The following is a 24395-nucleotide window of genomic DNA, read 5'->3' as shown; positions in this document are numbered from 1 at the left end:
TCATCATGTGGCATTCAGTTATAGACATTTACTCAATACATATCAGCAGACTATATGGCAGTTTGCATAATAAAGAACTTATTCAAGGATTAATAGCACAAACATTTACTATTGAGAGAAAAGATATTAGTAAATGGTACTCACCTCATAACAATATGCAGGAAACTCAAAGATTACACCTTGAACATAAGTTGCTTTTTACTAATGGAAAGATTGCGAGTTGTGACACAATAAGCTATCTAAATGGATTTCAATCAAGACTTTACACAAGAACATTTGAAGGCAGCAAAGTACATATTAAAGAATATATGCTTAAAGGATATATGAATCCACAGCCAGCTCCAACTCATGAAGGTTCTACTATTGAGAATATAACTCGTTATATTAAAGACACAGAAAAGGAAGGACAGTTAGCAGGCAGAACAATAGTATCTGATTGGGATGATAACGGTGTAAAGAAACAAGCTATCGTTAAATATAATCATTTAGGACATATAATCTTATATGACTCTTGGTGGAATGGCAAGAGAATAAAGAAAGAGTTTGAATATCAATACGACAATCATAATAATTGGGTAGAATGTAAAGAATATCATGATGGCAACTACGTGAACTTACATTTATGTCAATATAAGTACAAATGAGAGCGATTGAGAGAAAAGTTTACATATTACTAACTAAAGAACAATTTAATAATGAAAACTTTAAGATTAATTGGAATGACCTTGTTAATGGTCATGTTGGCTGTAAACTTTACAGCTTGTAGCGATGATGAAGAAGAACAGACAATCATTGACCAAGCCAACCTTATAGGTAAATGGCAGTCCACTTGGGAGAAGGTTCACAAAGTGGAGAATGGCAAGGAAGTTGTCACCTCTGATGAAGCCTACACCAATGGCTTATGGGAGTTCAAAGCTGACGGTACTTGCACAGAAGGCTATGCGGACGGTGGATATACAGAAACAAGTCGCTGGTCTTTGAAAGGCAATAAGCTGACTATCTCTTACGATGACGGTTATTCGGATGTCCTTACTATCAATGAGCTTACAGCTAATAAATTGGTTCTCGCCTTTGAGGATTGGGATAATACGGATGACGGTGGTTTAGAGTTAGACGATATTACTACGACCACCTACAAGAAGATTAACTAATTGCCAAACTAATTTAAGGCAGGGCAGCATTTGAGGGAACTCTTATGCTGCTTCTCTTTTATAGAATGTTCCACAACACCCCATTCGCAAGAATATAACAACCAAAGCATTGCTATTAAAAGAGGAATGATTACCTTTGTCTTAAACTCATAATCAAACAAATTATGGAATACATTAACGAATTTCACAAAGAATGGATAGAACGCACTCGTCAATCAATAGCCTCTTGGAGCAAGCGACCTGCATCGCCAGAAGAAGTAAGGAAGCAGCAGGAGAAACTGAATCAACAGAGGGCTATAAGAGAAGACAAACAGAAGAACTGATAAAGTTTGCCAATGACAATGGTCTATGGATTGACTTATCACACCTCAATATTACTTATATGGATAGAGGTGGTGAGAATGAAGTGTTCCATGATGGTAATGTGTCTGTTGTAAAATTAAATAACTTTGAGTACGCAGGGGATGATTTAGAGAACTTCTTCATCCGCATTGCTGCACATAACAAGTTCTTTGGCAATGTGCCTTATCAAATGATAGGCTTCGCTTATAACAGTCAGCAAGAATTTTGCGCAGTTCTCGTACAACCTTATATATTAGCTGAACGAGAAGCTACGGAAGACGAGATAGCTGCTTATATGCAAGCATTAGGCTTTGAAATGGACTATTACGACGAATACCATAATTCGGATTATGAAGTGTTTGATGCAGTTCCCAATAATGTACTTTATGGCATAGACGGAGATTTATACTTCATTGACACGCAAATTAGATTACGGTCTTAACTCCATTTGGAGTACTCTCATCTAAAGGGTAACGCATAGGCATTTGCCCATGATGCAGCCCTTTTTGATAATTCGTTCTTTTATTTACTAACAAGGAGTTTACCCATTGCTATTATAGCATTGATTAATAACAGCTTGCAAATACTTACAGGGATGCTGTGTCGCTGCTTCTTACGGTATGACAGACACGATGGGTCGTATGCACTCAGATGCTCAGTTCGCTGGTTCTTCATCGGTTCCTGCTCACGTGGAAATGATGGGCTTCTTGGGTATCGGTAACAACCCGATGGTAGGATGTACAGTGGCTTGTGCGGTTGACGTGGCTACTGCTTTGAGCAAGTAATTTAATCCTAAATTGCGATATAAATCCCTGTAACTCTGATGAGTTATGGGGATTTTATTTATCAGATTCAGTTATAAGATTTAGTTGATGAATATTTAGATTGAGTATTTTCTTATTGTAGATATCTTTAGTTCTTTGTTTCAACCGATGAACCGATAGGAGAGATAAACTGTATGTTATATCTTCTATTTTTTTACCTTTTCAGTTTTTATTTGTACACGAGTAATCGTGAAAAACTTATTCAGATGATACGTATGTCGGTTATTTCATATTATATATCGGAACTATTCTTTGTAGCATTGATATTGAAGCTTCCAAACACTATTGCTTTTAGTAAGATAAAAGTATTATTGAATGAATGATGGATAAATTTTGTTTTTAATAGTGTATATTCAATTAATAATCAGACGGAAAATATTTTTTTAGATTGGGTAGTAGCAGTGATTACAAATATGTTTTTGATTTGTAATATAAATATAGGAAATGAATCTGATGTTGTTGCAACATATATTCTTTGGGATAAGTAGGAGTATAGCTTTGTTACTATTTCTGTTTTGGAGGATTGTGATGTGATATGTTTTTCAAAAATGAACATTTGTGTGATGAAGATTATTTTTATATTTTTTCTTTTGCTATGTAGTTTGGTTACGGTGAATAGCCAGTCAGTTTTGATAGAAACAGAACTTTTTGAAACAAAGGGAGGTTGGTCGATTGATTCTCAATTCATTGACCAGATGGGTTCTCCTTATCTGCTGGCTCATGGTTTAGGTGAAGTTGTCGAAGATGCTGTTACTGAGGTAAGATTTCCAGAGACAGGTGTTTATTATATTTGGGTACGGACAAAGGATTGGGCTCCTTATCCGAAAGGCCCCGGTAGGTTTAGAATGATAATAGATGGAAAAGAATTGGATTATATTTTTGGAGCATCTGGAGATATAGAGTGGAAATGGTATAAGGCAGGGACGGTACAAATAGATAACTTAGTTACAGAGATTCGTTTACGAGATTTGACAGGTTTTGATGCAAGATGTGATGCTATATTCTTTTCAAAATCTGCTGAGGTGAATTTGCCTAATGATGTAGACGGTTTACGGCTATTTAGGCAGAAAATGTTAAAGTTAAAAGATTTTTATTATGAAGGAGAATATGATTTTGTAGTTGTGGGTGGAGGTACTGCTGGAATTTGTGCGGCAATACAGGCAGCAAGGTTAGGGTTAAAAGTAGCTTTGATTAATAATCGTCCGGTACTGGGTGGTAATAGTAGTTCGGAATTAAGGATTCCTACAGATGGAGAGCTTTTTAGGAATAAGTATCCGAAAATAGGCTCTATTATGAGAGAAATTGATAACGGTTTTGCTGGAGTTTGCAATGAGAATATTTCTATGTATCGGGATAATTGGAGGCTGAAAATTATAAATAATGAGAAAAATATCTCTTTGTTTAGAAATATGCATGTCTATGCTGTAGGAATGTCGGGCACAAAGATAGACTATGTAGACGCAATGGATATCAATACATTGAAAACTTATCGCTTTTCGGGAAAAATATTTGCTGACTGTACTGGAGATGCATCTTTGGGACTATTGTCTGGTGCAGACCATTTGTACGGACGTGAAAGTAAGGCTCAGACAGGAGAGGCTGGGGCTCCAGAAAAAAGCGATAGTTTGACTATGGGTACATCAAATCAATGGTATGCGACATTAACGGATAGCATATCGGCTTTTCCAATTGAGGAATGGATGTTACAATTTACTGAAGATTATCATTTTGAATTGACCAAGTCTGTTTGGAATTGGGAAACCGGATTTGGTAATTTTCATATAGTTGAAGATTCGGAACTGATAAGGGACCATAATTTTAGGGCTATTTATGGTAATTGGGCTTATTTAAAAACTTATTTAAGAGATAAATATGGAAAGTATAAATTGACTTATTTATCTTATAATGCAGGTAAACGTGAGTCTTATCGTTTAGTTGGAGATGTTTTATTGACGGAGACTGATATAAGATGTAAAGTTAATTATCCAGATGCAATTGTGACAACTACTTGGGGAATTGATTTACATTATCCAGATAAGCAAAATTCTAAATATTTCCCAGAGCAAGAATTTATAGCTTACGCTATTCATCCTAATAAGCGGAAGGAGGATTATACTTTTCCTTATCGTTGCCTTTATTCACGTAATATAGAGAATTTATTTATGGCTGGAAGGAATATAAGTGTAACTCATATTGCTTTAGGTGCAATACGAGTACAGCGTACTACCGGGATGATGGGAGAGGTTGTTGGAATGGCTGCTTATCTGTGTATGAAATATCGTTGTTCTCCTCGCCAGTTATACACTGATTATTTGCAGGAATTATTGGATTGTGTTTCGTAATTTGAGTTTTTGAGCATGGTGAAAGAAAGACTATTCCCAAAGAGAAAAAGTTTACTACAAACTTTTTAATGAATTTGATTTTTCTATTTATTCAAAAACTTTGTTCGTAGTGGTTGGGTCCTATAAAAAGAGATTTAGGTAAAATGGTATTCGAAAGATAAAATGTGATGATAGATAGATTGTATCTATTCTAAATATGACATTTAAAATCTTTTATAAGCAGTAAGGATTGGTGTAATGATTTTTGGGAGGAAGTGAGAAATAGAAAATGAGTTTATATGGGAAATATCTATTTTTCTATGGAAAAAGGGCAAAATTAACTTTTTAAGGCATTAAGTCCATGAATAATGAGGTTGAAGGAGATGGATTAGTCTGGGATTTAGTATAGGAAATCACAGAGTTTTCTTATCTTTACCCAAATAACCGATAAAAGTGTATAATATGAAAAGAACAATTTTGTGTATGAGTGTGATGTTTTTATTCGTTTTACTGGCTTGTAATTCGGGTAAAAAAGGTGAGAATTCTAAAATGGATTCGGCTATTGGTGATATTTTGCAGAAAAGTTTAGTCGAATTGCAAGCAGATTCGGGTTATGTACTTGTTATTGATACAGCCGGACAAGTTAAAGTTTCAGTTAATATGGTACTCGGAATGGATGGGAAATATGAAAAAGGTAGTAATCGTATATTCTCTGCCCAATCGGAGATGGGTTCTTTATTAATGCCGTTTGCTTTGATTCCTGCATTGGAAGATGGACTTATTACGTGGAATGATAGTATTGAAATGCCAGGAGATACATTGGTGTATGATGGGGTTTCTATAACGGATGAAAATACCCAGATGGCACGGACAGGGAAAATTACAGTAAAAGATATTGTTGCTACTTCTTCAAATATAGGTATGGCTAAAATATTACTTGATAATTATGGGGAGCAGCCTATGATGTTTACTCAAAAACTAAAACTGATACGTATTGTAAATGTTCCATCTCCAGATGATACAAAAACATTTTTGGGCGTAGGACAAGGGTATGGTGTGACTATGACTCCGGCAGAAATGTTGTCTTTCTATTATACTGTGTCTAAAAATGATACGACTCTTTGCTCTGGTACAACAATGAAGGGAATACGTGAAATTTTAGATGAGACTGTAACTTTTGGTCTTGGAAAGCCTGCTTTGTCGGAAAAAGTTAAAATTGCAGGTAAGACAGGGTCTGCTATTACGGAAGATGAGGTAAAATCAGAATTTTGTGGATATTTTCCGGCAGATGCTCCGCAATATACATGTTTAGTGGTTATTAGTAACCCTAAAAATAGTCAACCTATTGAGAAAATTGCAGGAGATACTTTTAGACAGATTGCTGAGTATATAATGGAGAAATAAAGGAATTTGCAACTTAAGATTTGTCATATAATGTCACCTTATGTAAGTCGTAGGGTGGCATTATTTTTATTATGACTTTTGGGTAATTTCTATTTTTTGGTAGTCTGGAGTTGTCTTTTGGGGTGAGGTTACTGGTATATGTTTTTTATGAGGTTTTAAAGCGAAACGGACTAAAAGAAAATTGATAGGCATGATTACTGCCCAGACGGGCATTGGAGCATAAGCTTTGGAGACTCCAAGAAAGAGAAATAAATTGAAAAAAGATATTTGCATGATGTAGTTAACAATGTGGCTTCCACTAAATCTGATAGCTCTCTTCCATGTAGGACGTGTATGGAATGTGTAATAATTAGATAATAAAAAATTGCATATAAAGCTGACAATAAATCCTATACTGTAAGCTGCATTTAGTTTCAAAAATGAGCTTAAAGGTAAGTATAATCCGTAATGAATAATAGTAGCGATTGTTCCTACAATACAGAAACGAATAGGTTCACTATTAAGTAATCTTTTTTTCATCCTTTGGATTGTTGTTATTACGGAATATGATGATTCTTGAAAAAATATTTTCCTTTTTATCTCAAAAATTTTAGTAAAAATAGCTCAAAAAATTTATATATACAACTTTCTGTCGGACATTTTATGTGTCTTGTTGTTTATATAGGATTATTTTATAAGGTGTTTTTGTAATATTACTGCCTTAATTTTCTAATAATACATTTTATTCCAGGAGTGGGGGAGACAGATTCTTTTGCAATAATATTTTCCATGACTTCTGTAGTCCATTCGACTTGTGGATTTAGGATTTGGAGTATATTCAGACACCATATTTTATTCCCTATTTTGGCTTTAGATTCTGTGAGCCATTGACATACTGTTTCTGCGATTGATTCGGCTGTATCAATATCAGGGACTAACCATTTTTTAGAAAGTAATATATACATAATTTTTCCATAAAGACGCCGTACGCTTTCATTTTCTGTTCTATGAAAATAAGTTATAAATTGTGGAACAAAATTTAAAAATGAATCTGGTCGCTTTAAAAAGGCATATTCGACTGCCCATGCTGCACGAAATGCGATATTCCCTTTTTCCTTACAAATAATATCCATCATTAGACCAAACAAATTTTGTTCTAATATTAAATTCCCCATGTATTTATTGAAGGGAATTTCCCTATCGTAATTCTTATATTGTAATAGAGAAATTAACTGGGAATGACTATATATTGAGGGAGATACCATTTAGTCGAATTTTTTTCGACGGAATATGAAATTTCGGCCCAAATACTTTTCTCTTACAATAGGGTCAGCCGCTAGCTCTTCGGAACTTCCTTGAAAGAGGATTTTTCCTTCGAACAATAAGTAGGCTCGGTCAGTAATGCTAAGTGTCTCTGGAGCATTATGGTCTGTGATGAGTATCCCTATGTTTTTTTCTTTTAATTTGTATACGATGTATTGTATATCTTCAACGGCAATAGGGTCAACTCCTGCAAATGGTTCATCAAGCATGATAAATTTGGGATTGATAGCCAGACATCGGGCTATTTCAGTACGCCGGCGTTCGCCCCCTGATAATTGGTCTCCAAGATTTTTTCGAACTTTTTGTAGCCTGAATTCAGCAATGAGACTTTCAAGTTTTTCTTTTTGGTAAGTTTTGCTTTCTCCTGTCATTTGTAATATGGAGAGTATATTGTCCTCTACTGACATCTTTCGGAATACTGATGCCTCTTGGGCTAGGTAGGCTATTCCATGTTGTGCTCGTTTATAAACAGGAAATTTGGTAATGTCAAGGTCATTTAGAAAAATACGCCCTTCGTTTGGAGTAACAAGCCCTACGGCCATGTAGAACGTAGTAGTCTTTCCGGCACCGTTCGGGCCTAATAACCCTACGATCTCACCCTGTTTTACATTGATGGAAACATGGTTAACAACAGTGCGTTGACGGTATTTTTTTACCAAATCTTCAGTACGTAATGTCATCATCGGGTCTTCAGATTTTGGAGTAATTTCGTTCTCAACGATGATATTTTCCTCGACAATTATGGGTGTTATTGTTTCGGGAGTAATTTCTTTTTCACTCTTTTTTGTCTTCATCCGATACTCTCTAAAATAAAAAATTTATTGTGGACAAAGGTATATATTTTTATGGATTACGTTAGGTTCTTTGTCCCAAATTGTGTTTATTGAGAAAGAAAGATTGTTATAATAAGTGTGTAAATAGTGTTTTTTTGTTTAATTGACACTTAACGATACAATAATTTTAGTTATGTTTGTAGTGTAGAATCGTTTGTTTCTATGATAGAAAAAGTTGTTTTTTATGATATTGACTAAATCATTAGAAAAATTTGGTGACTATGTCATGCTCATGGCAAGGGTATTTTCTGCCCCAGATCGTTGGGGTGAGTTTTTCAGACGTTATATTGCTGAAGTATATAAATTGGGTATTGACTCAATTGCTATTGTAGTGACTATCTCATTATTTATCGGTGCAGTTATAACGATTCAGGTGTCATTGAACATTATGTCTCCTTTAATCCCTGCATATACGGTAGGTTTGGTGACAAGAGATACTTTGATATTGGAATTTTCTTCCTCTATCATGAGTTTGATATTGGCAGGAAAGATTGGGTCTAATATTGCGTCGGAAATTGGCACTATGAGGGTAACGGAACAAATAGATGCGTTGGATATCATGGGGGTGAATTCTGCTAATTACCTTATATTGCCTAAGATTATCGCTTTAGTGACTTTTATTCCGGTGTTGGTGGTTTTCAGTATGTTTACAGGCTTGATGGGCGGCTATCTGATCGCTTCATTTACGGGAATGATTTCTACAGCCAAGTATATTTATGGGTTACAAAGTTTCTTTGTAGAATATTATATTTGGTATTCGATTATTAAATCATTTTTCTTTGCATTCGTTATTAGTTCGGTGGCTTCTTATTATGGGTATAACGCTAGAGGAGGAGCTCTTGAGGTGGGAAAGGCCAGTACTGACTCTGTGGTGGTGAGTAGCGTGATGATTTTATTGTTGGATGTGTTGCTTACTAATTTGTTATTGCAATGATAGAGGTAAAAAATATAGTGAAATCATTTGAAGGTAAGACTATCTTGCATGATATCAGTGCGACTTTTTATGCGGGTAAGACTAATCTGATAATTGGGCAAAGTGGTTCGGGAAAGACTGTTTTGATGAAATCTATTGTAGGTTTGATACGTCCAGAATCAGGGCAAGTTTTATATAATGGTAAGGATTTGTTGAAGATGAACAGCTCGGAAGTTAGAACTTTAAGGTCTGAAATTGGGATGTTATTTCAAGGTTCTGCGTTGTTTGACTCATTGACAGTACTTGAAAATGTGATGTTTCCTTTGAAGATGTTTACACGTCAGTCAATGGTAGAACGAGTAAAACGAGCTGAATTTTGTTTAGAAAGGGTAAATATAAAGGGTGTAAATAATTTGTATCCGTCGGAAATTAGTGGAGGTATGCAAAAGCGCGTTGCTATAGCAAGGGCTATAGCTTTGAATCCTAAGTATTTATTTTGTGATGAACCGAATTCTGGACTTGATCCGCGCACTTCGATTGTAATAGATGAGCTGGTGAGTGATATAACTAAGGAATACAATATGACAACTATTATTAATACTCATGATATGAACTCGGTCATGGGTATTGGTGAGAATATTGTATTTCTGAATAAAGGTCATAAGGAATGGGTTGGTACGAAAGAAGAAATCTTTACAGCAAAAAATGAGGCTTTAGATGATTTTGTCTTTGCGTCTAATTTGTTTAAGATGGTAAAGAAATATGTTGTAAAGGAAAATCTGGAATCTTTTTTTGATAATAAATCTGGGAAATGAAATTAATAGATGATAATTTATTCATTATTAACTGTAAAGTTTTTGTGCAAACGTTTGTACTAATTTAGATAAATCTCTTATATTTGTACCCGGTTTAAAAGTTATACCGGATTAGGAAATTTAAGTGGAAGGTAAGACTTTATAAGTACTGGATGTGAAATGTATCAAAAAAAGAATTCAATAAATTGTTTAAGACCATGAGTAAAAAAGTAGTCACTTTTGGAGAAATTATGTTGCGTTTGGCAACACCAGGTTATCAACGTTTTTGTCAGGCCACAGAATTTACTGCGACCTTTGGTGGAGGAGAGGCTAATGTTGCAGTTTCGTTAGCTAATTATGGACTTGATGCTGAATTTGTAACTCGTTTGCCTAAAAATGATATTGCCCATAGTTGTGAAATGGATTTACATAAACATGGAGTGAAAACTAGTCATATTGTTTATGGAGGTGACCGTTTGGGTATTTATTTTCTTGAGACAGGGGCTGTAGCTCGAGCTAGTAAGGTTGTGTATGATCGCGCTCATTCTGCTATTTCAGAAATTCAGCCAGGTATGATAAATTGGGATGATGTGTTTAGAGGAGCTGACTGGTTTCATTGGACAGGTATTACACCTGCACTTTCTCAGGGTGCAGCAGATGCTTGTCTTGAAGCTATAAAAGCTGCAAATCGTTTGGGTATAACAGTCTCTTGCGATTTAAATTATCGTAAAAATTTATGGAAATATGGAAAAACAGCATCAGAGATTATGCCGGAATTGGTGGCGGGATGTGATGTCATTTTAGGGAATGAAGAGGATGCTGAAAAAGTATTTGGAATTAAACCTGAAGGTTTTGATGTTACTCAGACTGAGGGTGAGGTAAATGCTGCCGAGTTCAAATCGGTTTGTACTCAATTGATGAAAAAATTTCCTCGGGCTAAGAAGGTTATTGTTACTTTACGAGGTTCTATTAATGCTAATCACAATACTTGGGGTGGGGTATTGTATGATGGCAATATATTGTATCAATCTCCTCGTTACGATATCACTCATATCGTAGATCGTGTAGGAGGAGGTGACTCTTTTATGGGTGGTCTTATTTATGGGTTGCTTACATATACTGATGATGATCAGAAAGCTTTGAATTTTGCTGTTGCCGCATCTTGTCTGAAGCATACTATATATGGAGATTTTAATTTGGTGACAGTAGATGAAGTTGAGAAGTTGATGAGTGGGGATGCTTCAGGGCGAGTATCACGATGATATTAAAAGTATAAACTAACTAAATGGTAGTGTGTAGAGAGCATTACCATTTATTTTCATTATAAAAATATGGCAAGATTTTCTAAGATGCAGGTCATTAACGCAATGGCCTCTACAGGAATGGTTCCTGTATTTTATAACAAAGATATTGAAATATCTAAAAGTGTAGTAAAGGCGTGCTATGAGGGAGGTGTAAGAGCTTTCGAATTTACCAATCGTGGAGATTTTGCACAGGAAGTATTTGCAGAGTTGGTTAAGTTTGCTGCAATTGAATGCCCGGAGATGATTTTGGGAGTAGGATCAGTTGTTGACCCTGGGACAGCATCTTTATATATTCAGTTAGGAGCAAATTTCGTTGTTGGTCCTTTGTTTAATCCAGAGATTGCGAAGGTTTGTAATAGACGTTTGATTCCTTATACACCAGGATGTGGTTCAGTATCTGAAATTGGATTCGCACAAGAAGCTGGTTGTGATTTATGTAAAGTTTTCCCCGCAGGGAATGTAGGAGGACCATCTTTTGTAAAAAATGTAAAAGCCCCGATGCCTTGGTCTATGTTAATGGTAACGGGTGCTGTCGAACCTACAGAAGAGAATCTTTCAGCTTGGGTTAAAGCTGGGGTTACATGCGTAGGAATGGGATCAAATTTATTCCCCGCAGATATTATAAAAGCTAAAGATTGGTCTGCTATTACTAATAAATGTGCTGAAGCTCTGGCTATAATTAAAAAATTTAGAAAGTGATTTGAATATAGAGGTTTTTCATTATCTTCGGTGAAGAAATGAAAAACTTTCTTTTTATTACTTTGTCCGGCGTATACTATTGTCCGGCTTTTTGAATCAAAGAAAAACACTAACACAAATATTTGAGAATGGATACATCAAAAAATGGAATGGGAAAGATGACAAATTACAGATGGGTTATCTGTGCAATGTTGTTTTTTGCGACAACAGTCAATTACATGGACAGGCAGGTATTGTCTCTGACTTGGAAAGATTTTATTGCTCCGGAGTTTCACTGGACTAACGATGATTATGGAAACATTACGGCATTATTTTCTCTTATTTATGCCATAGGTATGTTATTTGCCGGTCGTTTGGTGGATTGGTTAGATACAAAGAAAGGATATTTGTGGGCTATTGGTATTTGGTCTTTAGGAGCATGTGTACATGCTTTTTGTGGAATTGCAACTTCTGGTATTGTTGCCGGAGAGTGGTTTGTTGGCTTTGAAGGGGCCAAAGAAGCTCTTGCCAAAGTGGACGATGTTGCGATGATTGTAAATGTGAGTGTAACACTATTTGTCTTTGCTCGTTTTGTATTAGCTATAGGTGAAGCAGGAAACTTTCCAGCTGCGATTAAAGCAACAGCAGAGTATTTCCCTAAAAAAGACAGAGCATATGCTACCAGTATATTTAATGCGGGAGCTACTGTTGGTGCTTTGGCTGCACCAGTTTCTATTCCACTAATTGCGGAGTTATATGGCTGGGAAATGTCATTTATTATTATCGGAGCTTTAGGCTTTGTTTGGATGGGATTTTGGGTGTTTATATATGCTAAACCGGATAAAAGTAAACATGTAAATGCTGCTGAGTTGGAATATATACAACAAGATAAGGGCTCGGAAGAACAATCTAAAGATGAGACAGTTGAAGGCAAGAAATTATCTTTTGTAGAATGTTTTAAGTTTAAACAGACGTGGGCGTTTGCTTTTGGTAAATTTATGACTGATGGTGTATGGTGGTTTTATCTGTTCTGGACACCTGCATACTTGAGTTCGGTATACGATATGAAATCGTCCGATCCTGCAAGTCAGTTAGCTATATTTGTCTTATATGCTATTACTTTATTATCTATTGTTGGGGGGTGGTTACCGACTTATTTTGTAGATAAAAAGCAGATGAATCCTTATGCTGGGCGTATGCGTGCCATGTTGATATTTGCCTTTTTCCCGTTATTAGCACTCTTGGCTCAACCATTAGGTCATATGACATATTGGTTCCCGGTTATCATTATCGGTATTGCCGGTGCTGCACATCAGGCATGGTCGGCCAATATATTCTCTACTATTGGAGATATGTTTCCTAAAAGTGCGATTGCAACTATAACTGGTATTGGTGGTATGGCTGGTGGCATTGGTTCTGTATTTATCAATAAAGGCTCTGGTTTGTTATTTGATTATTCCGAAAATTCAGGAATGAGTTTTCTTGGATTTGAGGGAATTGAATCGGGATATTTCATAGTCTTTTCGTTTTGTGCTGTTGCATATCTGATTGGCTGGGTTGTTATGAAAGCGCTTGTTCCTAAATATAAACCTATTCGGTTATAATTTCACAATAAATAAATTTAAAGAAGTGTCCGGAGAAATCAATATATGTTTTGTCCGGACATTTTTTATTTTGAAAATAATTATTCGTTTGCCATGCTACGTAATGGCCTATATAAAGTTTCAAGGTCTCGGGAATATAGTTCTATATAGAGTTCATCACCACTTTTAAGTTTATCTTTTTTAAGGCTGAGCTCTTGATTGTGCCGTTTTGCACTAAATATTGTACAACCTTGAGGTAGCTGCAATTCATAAGGGCATTTGTTTATCATATATGAGCTGTCGTTTATATTGAAAGAGATTGTAATACGTCTGTCCGAATTTTGAAGTCCTGTAGGTAATAGTCGTTGATATAGCATGTCATAAATTGGTTTGACATTTACAATTTGGCTGAAAAAGTAAGAGAGACTCACAACGATAATCATAGGAAAAAGAATATTGAATTTTTGGGTCATTTCAAGTATTAATATTATACCAGTAATGGGTGAACGAACGACGACACTGAAAAGAGCAGACATTCCGATAACCATAAAAAATCCTGTGTGAGCAGCATTTAATAGCCCTATTTGTATAAGTATAAGAGAGAACCATTTTCCTAGTAATCCGCCGCACACTAATAATGGTAGGAAAATACCTCCTGGAAATCCGGTCGCATAACATAGTGGTGTATAGAAAATTTTTATGAATATAATAATGGTGAGATATACAATGCCTGTGTAAGCCAAAGGAGAACTTTGTTGTATTAAAAAGCGTTCGCCTCCAGCTAATAAATCTGTACAAAAGAAGCCAAGTAAGTAAGTTAGTAGTATTATAATTAGTATTTTCCAATATATGGGTATTGGCATTTGTTTAAATTTTTTTTGGAAATTGAGTAATGATGAATTGAAAAGTTTTCCAGCTCCGGTAAGTAGTATAGAAAAGAAAATGAAAGTGATAAATAATGAAAAAGTGCTCATTTCTTCAGGCCATGTGGTTTGTATGGGTGCGTAAATATTTGTTGGAAGGATGATGCTTGCCATCCATGCTGATACTGTAGATGCTAATAATGAGGTTATTATAATTTTGACAGAATCAAATTTTTCAATTTCTTCTACAATAAAAATCGTAGAGGCGAGAGGTGCTGTAAAAGCTGAAGCCAATCCGGCACTAGCTCCTCCAGTGTAAAGATATCTTTGTTCTGATACATTGGCTTTACTCCATTTTCCTATTATTCGAGCTATAAATCCTCCCATTTGCACCGAAGGGCCTTCTCTGCCTAACGATAATCCCATACCTATACCAGCCACACCACTCCAAAATTTAGCTATAAGTAGACGAAAAGGATATGAAAATTTGAATCTTCCATAAATAGCTCCTTCGACTTGAGGTATACCACTTCCCGAAATAATCGGGAACTTTTTTACTGATATATAGATAAATAGGGCTATAATCCACATAATAGCAACTGTGAGTAGATGAAACCACCAACTGTGATGTTCAACAAAGAAGTATGCTCTAAATATATCTGATTTTTCGAGCAGATATCTATAAGGTATAGTCACAAATCCAGTCAATATGCCGACAAATAATGATAGTACATACAATTTGATGTGGGAAAACTTCATAATGAATCGGATGATGTTTTATACAAATAATAGCCTTTATATTATAAATAGAGGGCTTTTGTTTATAGAAACAAGAATAAGGCAAATAGTGAAATAGTCTATTCGCCTCGTCATATTCTTGTCATTTTTATTATTTATTTGTAATCTTTAAGTATTTCTTGTAAACGTTGGCGAGCAAAAAATATTCGGCTTTTTACTGTTCCGAGAGGAAGTCCCATCTTTTCTGCAATTTCGTGATATTTAAATCCTGCTACATGCATTGAAAAGGGAATTTTATATTCATCTGAAAAGCTATTTATCGCTTTTGTTATTTCTTTTACTGTGAACGAACCTTCAGGAGTATTGAATCCTGATTCTTGAGGTAAATTTAGGTGGTACAGATCTTCGGTCTGATCGACTATTGTCTGATTGCGCACAAACCTTCGATAATTGTTGATAAAGATGTTTCTCATGATAGTGAATACCCAGCCCTTAAAATTTACATTGTCAATGTATTTGTCTTCGTTGTCAAGAGCTTTCAGGGTTGTGTCTTGAAGTAAATCTTTAGCTTCTTCCCGATCAGATGTAAGCATGTAAGCGAAATTCAGCAAATTGTCTTGTAATCCCAACAATCGCTGTTGAAAATTATTTGAATTCATAAATTCAAAAATTAGATTAATTAATACTTCGTTTATTTTCATGCTACTGCTCATTACAAAGCTAATTATATAAAATCGGATTTCAAAATTTTCTCATTAAAAATATGTTATTTAACAGTGTTTAAAAACATATATGTGGTCTTTTTTTATGGATTTTGTCTATATCATGGCTTTATTTTTATAGAATACAATTTTTTTATTTCCATTTAACGATATAAATAGGATAATATCACGTAATAGTGATAGATACGATATGTAGATTTCTCCTCTTAATTATAGTTTTATTTCTTATGAATTTCTTATATTTCAGAGAAAAAGACTAACTTCGTATATGAATATAACGTAAAAAGGATGAAAAGGTTCTCATTTGTTATTATAATTTTATTTTTACTTCCAGTTTTTTCGGTTTATGCTGTTGAGAAAACATTGATATATAAAATAAATTTGAAGAAAGAGGTAGGAAGTACTACGTGGAGATATGTAAAAAGAGGGATGGCTGAGGCATCAAAGAAAAAAGCCGATGCAGTTATTTTGCATATGAATACATATGGAGGAACTGTTATTCATGCAGACTCAATACGAACACTTATTTTGAATTCATCTATTCCGGTTTATGCTTTTATAGATAATAATGCAGCTTCAGCAGGGGCTCTTATAGCCATTGCTTGTGATAGTATATATATGAGGCCAGGAGCCAATATAGGTGCGGCTACAGTAGTAAATGGAAATGGAGAGGCTATGCCAGACAAGTATCAATCTTATATGAGAGCTACTATACGTTCGACTGCAGAAGCCCATGGAGCTGATACTATAATCAATGATGGAGATACGGTTGTCCGTTGGAAACGAGATCCCCATATTGCGGAAGCGATGGTTGATGAGAGGGTTGTAATACCGAGTGTAATTGATTCTGGAAAAGTGCTTACATTAACAGCTTTGGAAGCTGAGAAATGGGGGTATTGCGAAGCAATTGTAAATAGTACTGATGAAATTATTTCAAAATGCCTGAATCAAAAACAGTATACAATAGAAGAATATCATCCTACTTTATTTGATGAGATAGCTGGTTTTTTAACTAATCCGGCATTTCAAGCGATATTGGTGATGATAATTATCGGGGGCATTTATTTTGAGTTGCAATCTCCGGGTATCGGTTTTCCTTCGGCAGCGGCATTAATAGCTGGGGTATTGTATTTTGTTCCTTTGTATATTGATGGATTTGCAGCAGGATGGGAAATATTGATATTTTTGGTAGGAGTTATTTTACTGATATTGGAACTTATTATTATACCGGGTTTTGGTGTTGCTGGGATATTAGGTAGTATTATGGTTTTTACCGGATTGATATTAGCTTTGATTAATAATATTGATTTTGATTTTTCCCCAGTTGAGCCTAGGATTATTAGCCAAAGTATATTGACTGTGATATCTGGTATTGTTATGGGTTTTGTAATTGCTATATATTTAGCACATAAGATAGGGTCAAAAGGCATATTTCATCGTTTAGCTTTGCATACGGTTCAAGATGCAGAGAAGGGCTTTATTGGAGTTCCGAGAGATTTATTTGAGCTTGTAGGTAGAGAGGGGATAGCAGCGACTATTATGAGACCTTCGGGAAAAGTAATGATAGGAAGTGAAGAATATGACGCTATGGCATTGTATGGGTATATAGAAAAAGGAGAATCTATAAAAGTAGTGAAGACAGAAAATACACAATTATATGTAATAAAAACGAAATAAATCATAGAGATAAATATGAAATTTACAGGAATTATTCCAGCACGTTATGCTTCTACGCGTTTTCCCGGGAAACCGTTAGTTGATATGAAAGGAAAAACGATGATTCAGCGGGTATATGAGCAGGTAAGTATCGTTCTCGATAGTGTATATGTGGCAACAGATGATAGTCGTATTTATGAGACTGTAGAAGCATTTGGTGGACGGGCGATTATGACTTCCGAAAAACACAGAAGTGGTACAGACCGTTGTGAAGAGGCTTATTATAAAACGGGGGAAAAGAGTGATGTAATTATTAATATACAAGGTGATGAACCTTTTATAAAGCCTTGTCAAATAGAGGAAATAATGAAATGTTTTGATTCTGAAGATACGCAAATTGCGACTTTGGTAAAAGCTTTTGATTCAACGGATGGATGGGATGTTTTGATGAATCCGAATTCTCCTAAAGTTGTGTTAAATGATAAGAGTGAAGCCTTGTATTTCAGTCGCTCTATAATACCCTATTTAAGGAATATTCCGCGGCAGGAGTGGCTTCTAAATCATGTATTTTATAAACATATAGGCATGTATGCTTATCGGGTGGATGTACTAAAGGAGATTACTAAATTGCCTCAATCTACACTGGAGCTGGCCGAGTCTTTGGAACAATTGAGATGGTTACAAAATGGATATAAAATAAAGGTGGGCATAACTACGCAAGAAACTATAGGCATAGATACTCCTGACGATTTGAGAAAAGCGTTAGATTTATTATAAGATTATATGAATATGGATGTTCGACAAGGAAAATTTGTTGGAGTACTTGACAGAAAACAGGTTCCTTCAGTAAAAGATTTTGAGAATGTATCGTTACCGAAGCCGGAAACAATTATATTGCCAAACGGGATACCGGTATACATTATTCGAATGGGAGATCAGGATGTATGTCGTATAGATGTTATATTTTCGGCTGGTAGATATAATGAAGAGAAAACTATGGCAGCCGTAATGACAAACCTTATGCTGAAGGAAGGTTCGTCTTTAATGAGTTCGTCTCAGATTGCGGAGAATCTGGATTATTATGGTGCGTGGTTACAGACATCGGCATCTTTTCATAATTCGTATGTCACTCTTTATTCTCTAAATAAATATTTTTCAGAAACTTTAAAGATACTTGATTCTTTGATATGGAGTCCGACATTTCCGGAAAAAGAATTTGAAATATTGGCTTTAAGGCGAAAACAACAGTTGATGGTAGAGCAAGAAAAGGTTCAAAATTTGGCTGCTCAAGCTTTTTTTGAATGTTTATTTGGTGCATCTCATCCTTATGGACGTAAGCCTTCTATAGAATCGTTTGATTCTTTAACAAGGAATGATTTATTGGATTATCATCAAGAGTATTATATCCCGAAATCTTGTATGTTACTATTGACAGGAAAAGTTACAGATGAAATGTTGGTGGGACTGTTCGAGTCTTTTGGTCGATATTCGTCAAATATTGAGGTTACGAAGGAAAAGGAGATATCCATTACGATGTCTTCTGACAGAGAGATTTGGGTAGAAAAGGATAATGCTCTACAGTCAGCTGTTAGGATAGGTTGTCCGGTTGTTGGCAGAGAACATCCTGATTTTGTAGGTTTACGTATATTGAATACTGTTTTAGGGGGGTATTTCGGTAGTCGTTTGATGTTGAATATTCGGGAAAATAAAGGATATACTTATGGTATTTCGTCATCTGTAATAGGGCAGCAAAAAGGTGCTTATTTGTCTATATCGACACAGACAGCAACGGAATATACGCAGCCTTTGATAGCAGAGGTGTATTCTGAGATAGAAAAATTAAGGAAGGAATTAATTGGAGAAGAAGAATTAAGTATGGTGCGTAGTTATCTTTTAGGCGAATTGTCTCGTTTATCGGACGGGCCTTTTTCTATAGCAGATGCTTACGTTTCTATGTTAGCAAATCGAACGACTTTTGATTATTTCGAAAAACAAGCGGATTCGATTCGGAATATTAAATCAGAGGATTTGTTATGTTTGGCAGAGAAATATTTTTCTCGGGATGTTTTTTATACAGTTGTTGCAGGAGATAAATTTTGATATAAATTATTTGGCATAATATTTGACATTTGTTTTGCGATATGTTTTATACTAAAATATTGAAGAAATGAAAAAACGTTTAACAATAGCTTTGGTAGCTCATGATAACCGAAAAGCTGATTTAGTTGAATGGGCAGTACATAATGCGGAATTGCTATCACATCATCATTTGGTGTGTACTGGTACTACAGGAAGTTTGGTGAAAAAAGCATTCGAAGAAAAAGGTATCAATGCAGATATAACTTGTATGAACTCTGGTCCATTAGGAGGTGATGCCGAAATTGCAGCTATGGTAGTTCGGAAAGAGATAGATTTAGCAATCTTTTTGATTGATGATTTAAATCCCCAACCTCATGAAGCAGATATTCAGATGTTATTGAGGCAATGCCGGGTACATAATGTCCCTATTGCTTGTAATCGTTATAGTGCTGACTTGATGATAACGAGTACATTATGGGATAATGAGAGTTATGTTCCTACAGAACCTAAATATGTTCACTTCAAGAGGCCAGATACTAATAGTTAATTTTTTGGCTTTAAATGTTTAACTTCTCCTGGCTCTAAGAGGAGGGGAGAAGTTGTTTTTATTTTTATAGGACGTCTTCTGGATGGTAGAAAGGCAGTGGTTGATTGTCTGCTTTGTATTTTCCACAGAAGAACATTTCTATTTTTTTAGGTATACTGCAATTTTTGTATAGCCAGTCGGTAAAGGGTGTTTCGAATATTCTTGCTTCATTCGGGCATTCTTTTACACAAGCGCAACATTTTATGCAAAATTCAGGAGAACTTTCAATTTTGTTGTTTATGGCGTGAGTTGGACATATGTTGATACAATGGCCGCACTGGGAACATATGTCATATAATGTAATGGGAGCTTGAGGTATTTGAGTTCCTTTTACTTTATAAGGTACATTTCCTTTTACGATTAGTTTGGGAATTTTATTTCCCCAATTTTTTATGTATTCTCCAGATATTTTTCCGAAGCGGTAGGCCATATTTATATCTTGAGTATCTGGCCTGCCAGATGCAATTTCTTTGTTCTTACGGCTATATGAATGTTCTCCGATAAAGGCACCTCCCGATATAGGTATGAATCCCTGTTTTTGTGTTAAATCAGATAACTCGATTAGAGCATCTTCATAATCCCTGTTGCCGTATAAGACACAAAGAATTGCTCGGGTATTTTTTGCATGTATGAACGACAATCGTTCTACTGCAGTTTCAGATATTCGTCCGCCATATACTGGAACAGCAATTACAGCCCACCCTCCATCTATATGAATGTCTTCTTTTGGAGTATGATAGGTTAGATTTATAGAGACTTCATGTTTTATCCCCAGTCCGTCTGCTACAGCTTGAGCTATTGTTTGGGAAGTATGTGTCGGAGAAAAAAATAGTGTATATAATGTTTCTTTAGTCTTCATAATTAATAATAAAGTGTAATTAAAATTTTGCGATTACCTCCTGAATTTCTGAATTCGCAGAGGTATATTCCTTGCCAAGTTCCTAAAGACAGTTTATGGTTATGTATAGGTATTGTTAAAGAACATCCTATTAGGGACGATTTTATATGTGCAGGCATGTCGTCATTTCCCTCAATAGTGTGGGTATAATATGTCATCCCCTCTGGAACGATATGGTTCATTATTTGTTCAAAATCAGTTCGTACTGAAGGATCTGCGTTTTCATTAATTGTTAATCCTGCTGAAGTATGTTGAATAAATAGGTTTATAATTCCTTTTTCTGGTAAAACAGGAATTTTTTTTTCTATTTGGGACGTAATTAAATGATATCCCCTTTTGTATCTAGGTAGAGTTAATTCATACTGTTCTATCATAATGATTGGGAATATTTATGTTAATTTTTTCTTTCCAATTCACGGAGGTTATCCATTTTTTTCTTTTCGAGGAATTCATAAATCCCATGTAGATGTTCAGTTACTTTTTGATTTCCGAATTCGTATACTTTAGTGACAAGGCTATCTAAAAAGCCCCGATCGTGAGATACCACTATAAGTGTTCCGTCAAAATCTTGTAATGCCATTTTTAAGATGTCTTTTGTTTTCAAATCGAGATGGTTGGTAGGCTCGTCAAGTATCAATAAGTTAACGGGTTCAAGTAACAGTTTTATCATAGCCAAGCGACTTCTTTCTCCTCCGGAGAGGACCTTGACTTTTTTAGTAGAATTTTCTCCACCAAACATAAAAGCTCCGAGTATATCTCGTATTTTTGTACGTATATCACCTTTTGCTACATTGTCTATTGTTTGAAAAACTGTAAGTTTTTCATCAAGCAAAGATGCCTGATTTTGCGCAAAATACCCGATTTGTACGTTGTGTCCTAACGTCAGAATGCCTTCATGCTCTATTTCATTCATAATGCATTTTACAAGTGTCGATTTACCTTCTCCATTTCTGCCGACAAAAGCAACTTTGTCCCCTCGTTCAATAGTGAAAGATACATTTTTAAATATCGTATGATTCCCATAACTTTTCCCTACATTTTCGGCAATAACAGGATAGTTTCCCGAGCGAGGAGATGGCGGAAATCGGAGTTTTAGAGCAGAGGTATCTTCTTCGTCGACTTCTATCAATTCTAATTTTTCAAGCATTTTTACCCTTGACTGGACTTGTAGCGTCTTGGAATAGGTCCCTTTGAATCGCTCAATAAATTCTTTTGTATCAGCAATCATCTTTTGTTGGTCATTATAGGCCTTTTGTTGTTGTTCTCTACGTTCTTTCCTGAGTTCAAGGTATTTAGAGTAATTCACTTTATAGTCATAAATACGTCCCATGGTAACTTCTATGGTTCGTGTTGTGATATTGTCAACAAAAGCCTTGTCATGTGAAATTACAATAACAGCTTTGGCACTATTGACTAGGAAATCTTCCAACCATTGTATTGATTCTATATCCAAATGGTTAGTAGGTTCGTCAAGCAATAATACATCCGGTTTTTTCAATAATAGTTTTGCTAACTCGATACGCATTCTCCATCCTCCGCTAAAATCGGAAGTGGGGCGGTCGAAGTCGCTTCGTTTAAATCCGAGGCCTAATAGAATTTTCTCAACATCTTCTTCGTAATTAGTTACATCTATTGCATAGAATTTTTCGCTTAAAGCAGATACTTCTTCTATTAATGCATAGTAACTTTCAGATTCGTAATCAGTTCGGTTTGCCAATTCATTATTGAGATACTCGATTTTTTTCTCCATTTCGAAAAGATGAGAAAAGGCTTGAGATGTTTCTTCGAAGACAGAACAAGTATTGTCTGTCATCAAATGTTGGGGAAGGTATGCAATGACCGTATCTTTAGGTGCAGATATACAACCTTTATTGGGTGTGCGTATACCGGCAAGTATTTTTAGAAGAGTTGATTTTCCAGCACCATTTTTTCCCATTAGGGCAATGCGATCTTTATCATTTATAACAAATGAGATGTCATGAAAGAGAGTTGTCCCTCCAAATTCTACAGTAAGTCCGTCGACAGAAATCATAAATTTTTTTGTTTAGACGCAAAGATAGATATTTTATTTAATCTAGTCATGATGCATATGATTAGGAATATCTTATTTTACGGTATGTTTTTCTATAATAATTTTTGTTCTAGGGTAAGGAAAAAACTAAAAAATGTTTGTAAATTGCACAAAAAATAAAATAATATATGAGAACATATCTGGTGACCGGCGCTGCAGGTTTTATTGGTGCCAATTTTTTGAAATATATTTTAGTTAAATACGGTGAGGATATTAAAGTTATAGTATTGGATAAGTTGACTTATGCCGGGAATTTGGGAACTATTAAGAATGAACTGAAAGATCCTCGGGTTAGATTTGTAAAAGGAGATATTGGTAATACAGAGTTGGTTTCTCAGATTTTTGCAGATTATGATATCGATTTTGTTGTAAATTTTGCAGCAGAATCGCATGTGGATCGTAGTATTACGAATCCTCAGTTATTTTTGGAAACAAATATATTAGGAACCCAAAATATATTGAATTGTGCTAAAATAGCCTGGACTACGGGTACCGATAAGGAAGGTTATCCTACGTATCGGTCTGGTAAAAAGTATTTGCAAGTTTCGACGGATGAGGTATATGGTTCTTTGTCTAAAGATTATGATGAACCTCATCTACTTGTCATAGAAGATGAGGTCGTGAAAACTGTCGTGAAAGGCAGAACTAAAATACAAACCTATGGAAAGAAGTATTTTACAGAGGAGACACCTTTGGACCCTCGTTCTCCTTATTCGGCTTCTAAAACTGGAGCTGATTTAATAGTCAAGGCCTATCATGAGACTTTTAGAATGCCAATAAATATCACTCGTTGTTCCAATAATTATGGACCATATCATTTTCCGGAAAAGCTTATACCGCTGATTATTAAGAATATACTTGAGGGTCGTTTGTTACCAGTGTATGGTAAAGGTGAGAACGTACGAGATTGGCTTTACGTGGAAGATCATGCAAAGGCGATAGATATGGTGCTGAACAAAGGACGCATAGGAGAAATATATAATATCGGAGGGTTCAATGAAGAACAGAATATTAATATAGTAAAATTGACAATTAAGACGATTGCACGTCTTATGGATGAGGAACCTAAATATCGTAAAGTTCTTAAAACTGATTTATCAAATATAAATGAGACGTTGATTACTTTTGTTGGAGATCGTTTAGGCCACGATATGCGTTATGCGATAGATCCATCTAAAATTGCTAAAGAATTAGGTTGGTATCCAGAAACCCCGTTTGAAAAAGGTATTGAAAAAACTATTCGCTGGTATTTGGAAAATCAAGACTGGGTGGAAGAGGTGATTAGTGGAGATTATCAGAAATATTATGAACAAATGTATTCTAATCGTTAGGT

Annotated in this window: 23 protein-coding genes and 1 pseudogene; 16 read left to right on the top strand and 8 right to left on the bottom strand. The window is 35.3% G+C overall.

Annotation, left to right across the window (positions count from 1 at the left end; genetic code table 11):
- Window positions 1–5: 5 nt before the first annotated feature.
- The 6 genes and pseudogenes from Cop2CBH44_RS07205 to Cop2CBH44_RS07180 all read left to right on the top strand — a co-directional run bounded on the left by Cop2CBH44_RS07205 (window position 6) and on the right by Cop2CBH44_RS07180 (window position 6042).
- Window positions 6–644, top strand: coding sequence for a hypothetical protein (locus tag Cop2CBH44_RS07205; RefSeq protein WP_004310782.1), 639 nt, complete (start codon window positions 6–8; stop codon window positions 642–644).
- A 51-nt stretch (window positions 645–695) separates the two neighbouring features.
- The gene (locus tag Cop2CBH44_RS07200) at window positions 696–1151 is read left to right on the top strand and encodes a lipocalin-like domain-containing protein (protein WP_005923901.1); all 456 of its coding nucleotides are present in this window, start codon (window positions 696–698) and stop codon (window positions 1149–1151) included.
- Between the two features lie 193 nt (window positions 1152–1344).
- Window positions 1345–1935, top strand: coding sequence for a putative polyvalent protein kinase domain-containing protein (locus Cop2CBH44_RS07195; protein ID WP_005832800.1), 591 nt, complete (start codon window positions 1345–1347; stop codon window positions 1933–1935).
- A 166-nt stretch (window positions 1936–2101) separates the two neighbouring features.
- Window positions 2102–2278: pseudogene (locus Cop2CBH44_RS07190) on the top strand (GGGtGRT protein); the annotation flags it as partial.
- Between the two features lie 602 nt (window positions 2279–2880).
- A complete protein-coding gene (locus Cop2CBH44_RS07185) occupies window positions 2881–4659 on the top strand; it encodes an FAD-dependent oxidoreductase (protein WP_021931213.1) in 1779 nt (592 codons plus the stop codon).
- Between the two features lie 441 nt (window positions 4660–5100).
- On the top strand, window positions 5101–6042 hold the full coding sequence (locus tag Cop2CBH44_RS07180) for a penicillin-binding transpeptidase domain-containing protein (protein WP_200755807.1): 942 nt from the start codon (window positions 5101–5103) through the stop codon (window positions 6040–6042).
- Between the two features lie 69 nt (window positions 6043–6111).
- On the opposite strand, the gene Cop2CBH44_RS07175 is transcribed toward Cop2CBH44_RS07180, so the two are convergent.
- From Cop2CBH44_RS07175 to lptB, 3 genes are all read right to left on the bottom strand, one after another.
- Window positions 6112–6561 (bottom strand): GtrA family protein, encoded by a 450-nt coding sequence (locus Cop2CBH44_RS07175; RefSeq protein WP_200755806.1) that lies wholly within the window; start codon window positions 6559–6561, stop codon window positions 6112–6114.
- Window positions 6562–6734: 173 nt separating this feature from the next.
- Window positions 6735–7196, bottom strand: coding sequence for a hypothetical protein (locus Cop2CBH44_RS07170; protein ID WP_200755805.1), 462 nt, complete (start codon window positions 7194–7196; stop codon window positions 6735–6737).
- 90 nt (window positions 7197–7286) lie between these two features.
- Window positions 7287–8027, bottom strand: a complete 741-nt coding sequence (gene lptB, locus Cop2CBH44_RS07165; RefSeq protein WP_044228094.1) for an LPS export ABC transporter ATP-binding protein — start codon at window positions 8025–8027, stop codon at window positions 7287–7289.
- 340 nt (window positions 8028–8367) lie between these two features.
- Here lptB and Cop2CBH44_RS07160 point away from each other — a divergent pair, with 340 nt between their 5' ends.
- From Cop2CBH44_RS07160 to Cop2CBH44_RS07140, 5 genes are all read left to right on the top strand, one after another.
- Window positions 8368–9111: an MlaE family ABC transporter permease gene (locus Cop2CBH44_RS07160; RefSeq protein WP_200755934.1), complete on the top strand. Its 744-nt coding sequence runs from the start codon at window positions 8368–8370 to the stop codon at window positions 9109–9111.
- Window positions 9108–9905, top strand: coding sequence for an ABC transporter ATP-binding protein (locus Cop2CBH44_RS07155; RefSeq protein ID WP_021931207.1), 798 nt, complete (start codon window positions 9108–9110; stop codon window positions 9903–9905). The genes Cop2CBH44_RS07160 and Cop2CBH44_RS07155 overlap by 4 nt, the downstream gene beginning before the upstream one ends.
- 197 nt (window positions 9906–10102) lie before the next feature.
- On the top strand, window positions 10103–11146 hold the full coding sequence (locus tag Cop2CBH44_RS07150; RefSeq protein ID WP_200755804.1) for a sugar kinase: 1044 nt from the start codon (window positions 10103–10105) through the stop codon (window positions 11144–11146).
- A 69-nt stretch (window positions 11147–11215) separates the two neighbouring features.
- Window positions 11216–11887 (top strand): bifunctional 4-hydroxy-2-oxoglutarate aldolase/2-dehydro-3-deoxy-phosphogluconate aldolase, encoded by a 672-nt coding sequence (locus Cop2CBH44_RS07145; RefSeq protein ID WP_021931205.1) that lies wholly within the window; start codon window positions 11216–11218, stop codon window positions 11885–11887.
- A 128-nt stretch (window positions 11888–12015) separates the two neighbouring features.
- Window positions 12016–13470 (top strand): MFS transporter, encoded by a 1455-nt coding sequence (locus tag Cop2CBH44_RS07140; protein WP_021931204.1) that lies wholly within the window; start codon window positions 12016–12018, stop codon window positions 13468–13470.
- Between the two features lie 80 nt (window positions 13471–13550).
- Here Cop2CBH44_RS07140 and Cop2CBH44_RS07135 read toward each other — a convergent pair whose 3' ends face one another.
- Both Cop2CBH44_RS07135 and Cop2CBH44_RS07130 read right to left on the bottom strand, forming a co-directional pair.
- A complete protein-coding gene (locus Cop2CBH44_RS07135) occupies window positions 13551–15071 on the bottom strand; it encodes a ClC family H(+)/Cl(-) exchange transporter (protein WP_200755803.1) in 1521 nt (506 codons plus the stop codon).
- Window positions 15072–15205: 134 nt separating this feature from the next.
- Window positions 15206–15709 (bottom strand): RNA polymerase sigma factor, encoded by a 504-nt coding sequence (locus Cop2CBH44_RS07130; protein WP_200755802.1) that lies wholly within the window; start codon window positions 15707–15709, stop codon window positions 15206–15208.
- 351 nt (window positions 15710–16060) lie between these two features.
- Between Cop2CBH44_RS07130 and Cop2CBH44_RS07125 the strand changes: the two genes are divergently transcribed.
- The 4 genes from Cop2CBH44_RS07125 (at window position 16061) to Cop2CBH44_RS07110 (ending at window position 20054) form a co-directional block, all read left to right on the top strand.
- Window positions 16061–17449, top strand: a complete 1389-nt coding sequence (locus tag Cop2CBH44_RS07125; RefSeq protein ID WP_021931201.1) for an NfeD family protein — start codon at window positions 16061–16063, stop codon at window positions 17447–17449.
- Between the two features lie 15 nt (window positions 17450–17464).
- Entirely contained in the window at window positions 17465–18205 is a 741-nt protein-coding gene (kdsB, locus tag Cop2CBH44_RS07120) for a 3-deoxy-manno-octulosonate cytidylyltransferase (RefSeq protein ID WP_021931200.1), read from the top strand.
- A gap of 12 nt (window positions 18206–18217) precedes the next feature.
- Window positions 18218–19528, top strand: coding sequence for a M16 family metallopeptidase (locus tag Cop2CBH44_RS07115; protein WP_200755801.1), 1311 nt, complete (start codon window positions 18218–18220; stop codon window positions 19526–19528).
- 67 nt (window positions 19529–19595) lie between these two features.
- Window positions 19596–20054: a methylglyoxal synthase gene (locus tag Cop2CBH44_RS07110; protein ID WP_021931198.1), complete on the top strand. Its 459-nt coding sequence runs from the start codon at window positions 19596–19598 to the stop codon at window positions 20052–20054.
- 64 nt (window positions 20055–20118) lie between these two features.
- Here the strand turns inward: Cop2CBH44_RS07110 and Cop2CBH44_RS07105 are convergent, their stop codons facing one another.
- From Cop2CBH44_RS07105 to Cop2CBH44_RS07095, 3 genes are read right to left on the bottom strand one after another with little or no spacing between them, the layout of a single operon-like run.
- Window positions 20119–20952 carry a 4Fe-4S binding protein gene (locus Cop2CBH44_RS07105; RefSeq protein ID WP_021931197.1) on the bottom strand — a complete coding sequence of 278 codons (834 nt, stop codon included), beginning with the start codon at window positions 20950–20952 and terminating at the stop codon, window positions 20119–20121.
- Between the two features lie 2 nt (window positions 20953–20954).
- A complete protein-coding gene (locus tag Cop2CBH44_RS07100) occupies window positions 20955–21365 on the bottom strand; it encodes a secondary thiamine-phosphate synthase enzyme YjbQ (RefSeq protein WP_021931196.1) in 411 nt (136 codons plus the stop codon).
- A gap of 20 nt (window positions 21366–21385) precedes the next feature.
- Window positions 21386–23023, bottom strand: coding sequence for an ABC-F family ATP-binding cassette domain-containing protein (locus tag Cop2CBH44_RS07095; protein WP_200755800.1), 1638 nt, complete (start codon window positions 23021–23023; stop codon window positions 21386–21388).
- Window positions 23024–23190: 167 nt separating this feature from the next.
- On the opposite strand from Cop2CBH44_RS07095, the gene Cop2CBH44_RS07090 reads away from it, so the two are divergent.
- Complete coding sequence (locus tag Cop2CBH44_RS07090) at window positions 23191–24393, top strand: dTDP-glucose 4,6-dehydratase (protein WP_021931194.1); 1203 nt, start codon at window positions 23191–23193, stop codon at window positions 24391–24393.
- Window positions 24394–24395 lie beyond the last annotated feature (2 nt).

The sequence above is a fragment of the Coprobacter secundus subsp. similis genome (assembly GCF_015097275.1).
GTDB classification, from domain to species: domain Bacteria; phylum Bacteroidota; class Bacteroidia; order Bacteroidales; family Coprobacteraceae; genus Coprobacter; species Coprobacter secundus.
The sequence above is the reverse complement of the archived record's forward strand: the minus strand, read 5'-3'. Positions and strand labels throughout refer to the sequence as shown.